Annotated in this window: 4 protein-coding genes; 2 read left to right on the forward strand and 2 right to left on the reverse strand. The window is 70.1% G+C overall.

Going from position 1 to position 3,708, the window contains the following annotated elements:
- Window positions 1-189 (reverse strand): transposase (locus tag RUMESO_RS02185; RefSeq protein ID WP_211262752.1); only part of this gene is annotated, 189 nt, incomplete at its 3' end.
- Between the two features lie 46 nt (window positions 190-235).
- On the opposite strand from RUMESO_RS02185, the gene RUMESO_RS02190 reads away from it, so the two are divergent.
- On the forward strand, window positions 236-586 hold the full coding sequence (locus RUMESO_RS02190) for a HupE/UreJ family protein (RefSeq protein WP_169791120.1): 351 nt from the start codon (window positions 236-238) through the stop codon (window positions 584-586).
- A 40-nt stretch (window positions 587-626) separates the two neighbouring features.
- Here RUMESO_RS02190 and RUMESO_RS02195 read toward each other — a convergent pair whose 3' ends face one another.
- On the reverse strand, window positions 627-1,262 hold the full coding sequence (locus tag RUMESO_RS02195) for a hypothetical protein (protein ID WP_037277758.1): 636 nt from the start codon (window positions 1,260-1,262) through the stop codon (window positions 627-629).
- A gap of 696 nt (window positions 1,263-1,958) precedes the next feature.
- Between RUMESO_RS02195 and RUMESO_RS26035 the strand changes: the two genes are divergently transcribed.
- On the forward strand, window positions 1,959-3,515 hold the full coding sequence (locus RUMESO_RS26035; RefSeq protein WP_211262753.1) for a hypothetical protein: 1,557 nt from the start codon (window positions 1,959-1,961) through the stop codon (window positions 3,513-3,515).
- Window positions 3,516-3,708 lie beyond the last annotated feature (193 nt).

Raw genomic sequence — 3,708 nt, forward strand, 5'->3', positions numbered from 1 at the left:
CTTCAACATCAGGCACGCCTGGATGGCAGCATCCGAGAAGGTGGTCGGACGCCCGCGCCGGCCACTCGGGGCGGCGATCCACTCCATCTCGGGATCAAACCAGACCAAAAGCGAGCCGCGCTGCTTCAGGGCTTCACTGTAGGCGCGCCAGTTGGTCGTGCGGTAGGTCGGAGGGTCAGGCTTGGGCATCCTCATCCACTAACCCACTCAGCCTCCAAGAGGAATCCCGCAGGATTTGCGCAACAGAGCCCCAAGGGCCTTCCCAACGGCCTTCCTGGCTGGAATGGCCGTGGGCCTGGCGCTCGCGACAGGCGGACCTCTAGGGTCGACCCTCGAGGCCCTGGTCCACCTTCTGGTGCTCGCCTCCGTGGGGCTGCTTGTAGGCGCGGCCCTCGTGCCCGTGCGCCTGCCCCCGCGCGAGGCGCTCAGCACGGTCGTGCTGATGGGTGTCTGCCACGGGGTCCTCCACGGGGAGGAGGTGGGTGCCGCGTCCGCCCTCTGGTTCGGGCTGGGGGCGCTGGTGTCGGCGGCGGTGCTCGCGGTCGCCGGAGTGGCTCTGGGACGGGTCGTGGCCAGGGCTGCGTAGCCCAAGTCCTGACTGCCCGATTGGGCCACAGGTCCGTCGGCTAGCCAGCGGCACGGTGGCCCTGGCGGTCTTGGGCCGGGGGCAGAACCACGATCCGCGCCCGTCGGCAGGCCTGTCGGATGGGGCCCTCCGGCAGGCCACGCGCGAGGCGCCAAAGCCGCTCACCGATCACATGGCCCGCCCCGCCCAGGGCGTGGATTGCGCCCGTGAGCGTCAGGCCAGAGGGCAGCACCACCACGGTGGTCTGGCGGACAGTCTGGGCCAACTCAAGGTCATCCGGTCCAGCGACGTCCGGCACCGCTCGAAGGGTGGTGAGGACGAGAGCGTCGCGAAGCGCGATGACTTCGATCACCCGGTCGCCGAGCACCCGCCCGGCAGCCTTGGCAAGCCGCTGGAGGGCGGGATCCGCCCGGGCCCAAGCTGCCGCGACTTGGGTCTGGTCGGCCCAGCGGGGCCCGACCTCGGCCAGAGGGTAGCGGATGATGCCGTCCGGGGTGCGCCCGTAGACCCCTCGCGAGGGCAGGTCGATGACTTGCGCGTTTTCGAGACGGACGTCTTGCGCCACCCCCACGACCTCGCCCCGGCGAGCCTTTGTGGCCAGTGTGAAGTTGAGGAAGGATCGGGTCTCTCCGACCGCGAGCGTGTGGAGGACATGAGCCTGCAGGTCGATCTTCATCGGACCACGGGAACACGGGACAGGAGCGACGTGAGCCAACTCACGTGAGGCATCTACGTCTCGGAAGGCCGAGCGGTTCCTGGAGGCCGATCAGGTGCTCGCAGGGTCTAGACCTCCAAGACCAACAGGACAGCCTCGGGGCTGGGAATGCGGCGGCCCAACGGCCACGGTCTGGCACTGTTTTCTGTCGAGGTCCGTTCCGTGGAATGGTGCGCCATCTGAGAAGACATGGAAACGGTCGCTGCCGTTTTCGCTTTCAGGTTGAGGTCATAGCTGCCGGCGAAACGGAGTATTCCCGGAATGCGGCAGATTGAGAACGGTCGAAAGTGCGAATACTGCATCTGCTCCAGGTTGTAGTGCTCTTCCCCTGATTGCGGCTTTGGTCATCCTGGATCAACTGCAGGATGAGCGATCATTCTTGTTTCGTAGCCAATGTCAGAAGACAACTTCTGCCAACCTACCAAATACGATGAGTTTCCTGCACGCCGGCGGTCGCGCGTGTGCCCTGGCTGGAAACACTGGCGGAAGATCTTGATCCTGATCATGGCGGACGCGCCGCATTTCGGACGCATTGACGCCAAGATGCATTCACATTTCTGCCATGTCCTGTTTCTACCGCCAGATCAGTAGGGCGATTGCCCACCTCATCACAACAACAGAATGGCGGACCTGGTTGAACCAGTGGAGGAGTTCGGAATGAAGCGTGTTCTCTTGGCGACGGTCGCCCTCACTGGCCTTGCGACCACAGCCTGGGCGGGGGGATTGGCGCCAGCCATCGAGCCCCCCGCCCAGTCGGCGCTGCCCTTCGTCGCCACCTGCCCCTCGGTGCAGCCGGCCATGCAGACCCTTCAGCGGCAGGGCTACTCGGCGATCACGATCTACGTGGGCGCCGAGCAGGTCCGGGTGGAAGCCCAGCTTGATGGCCGGATGAGCGAATGGGTCTTTGAATGCGGGCCGCGGGCTCCGGGCCGGATCGGCTTCGACGGTGGCGGCGATGATGGCCAGTCGATTGGTCATGGCCGCGACGGTGATCGCCCGACGCAGGGTCGCAACCATCACCCGCGCCCGGGCCGCAGCGATGAGGACGCCGGTCGGAACGGGGGCGGCAAAGGCGGCCGGGGGCACGGCGGGGGGTCGGGGCACGCCGGGGCCAACCAGGGCGACAACACCGACGCCGGCGGCGCCGGGGGCGGCCAGGGCGGCCAGGGCGGTGGAAGTGGTGCGGGTTCAGGCGGCAACGGCGGCGCGGGCGGCAACTGGGCTGGAGGCACGGATGGCAGCAGTGGCGGCGGCCAGGGCAGTGCAGGGTCCGGGGGCGGTGGTGCGGCCGGTGGGGGCGGCACCGGTGGAAGCGCCGGCAACGGCGGCGCCGGGGGCGGCACCATCGGCGGGGGTGATGCTGGTGGAGGCACGGGCGGCGTGGGTGGCGGGACGGCCGGCGGCAATGGGTCTGGCGCGGGTGGCTCTGGTGGCAGCACCGGCAGTGGCGGTGGGACCGACGGCGGAGGTGCGGGCGGCGACAGCGGGGGTGCTGGCAACGGGGGCACGGGCGGCAACGGGGCCGGCGGTGGCGCAGGTGGCGCCGGGAGCGGTGGTCCGGGCAACACCGGCTCCGAGGACGGCAACAGCGGCTCCGGGCCGGGCTCTGACGACGGCAAAGGTGGAGCGGACACCGGGAGTGGTGGCCAGGACACCGGGGCCGGTGGGTCGGCGGGTGGCACCGAGGGCACCGAGGGCGCCGGGAGTGGTGGCCAGGACGCTGGTGCCGGTGCCGGTGGGTCGGCGGGTGGCACCGAGGGCACCGGGAGCGGTGGCCCGGGCGATGCCGGGTCCGAGAGTGGCAACGGCGGCTCCGGCGCAGGCTCGGGCAGCGGTGATGAGGGAGCGGGTGGCGGCCAAGGTGAGGACACGAGCCCTGGCGGGTCCCAAGGGGGCCAGGGCGGCGGCTCTGGCGGTGGTTGCGGAGGTGGTGGTGATGGGGACGAGAACGGCAACCATAGCAACTGCGGTCATGGCAACAACACCGACGGCGATGACAGTGACAACCCCGGCCAGGGGGATGGGAAGGGGCCCGACGGCCCTCGGGGAGTGAGCGGCAACGGCGGCGTCGCAGGCGGCCGCGGCAACGGTGCCGACCGGGACGAGGCCGACAACCCTGGCCGGGGGAACGGGCGCGGCTCGGACGGCCAACGCGCGGCGAACGGCAACCGCGACGGCAACGGCGGCGGTGGCCGAGGCGGCAGGAACAACTGAGGCTCGAGGCGGGTGCGGCTGGACCGCGCCAAGGGGCTGCCCGGCAGGGCGGCCCCAAGCCGTTGTACGGGGTTCCTCGCCCACCGGAGAGCCCTCTGGTGGGCGCCTGCGTCTTGGGCGGCATCCCGGGCCGAGTGCAGGGGCGGGAGGTTCAGGACGATGGGCGGCCTCCCGGGCCGAGTGCAGCGGCGGG

Origin of the sequence: Rubellimicrobium mesophilum DSM 19309 (assembly GCF_000600335.2) — a bacterium.
GTDB classification, from domain to species: domain Bacteria; phylum Pseudomonadota; class Alphaproteobacteria; order Rhodobacterales; family Rhodobacteraceae; genus Rubellimicrobium; species Rubellimicrobium mesophilum.

What these genes read in the sequence shown, in the direction of transcription:
- RUMESO_RS02195 (WP_037277758.1), bottom strand. Translation starts at nt 1,262, where the DNA reads ATGAAGATCGACCTGCAGGCTCATGTCCTCCACACGCTCGCGGTCGGA.
- RUMESO_RS26035 (WP_211262753.1), top strand. Translation starts at nt 1,959, where the DNA reads ATGAAGCGTGTTCTCTTGGCGACGGTCGCCCTCACTGGCCTTGCGACC.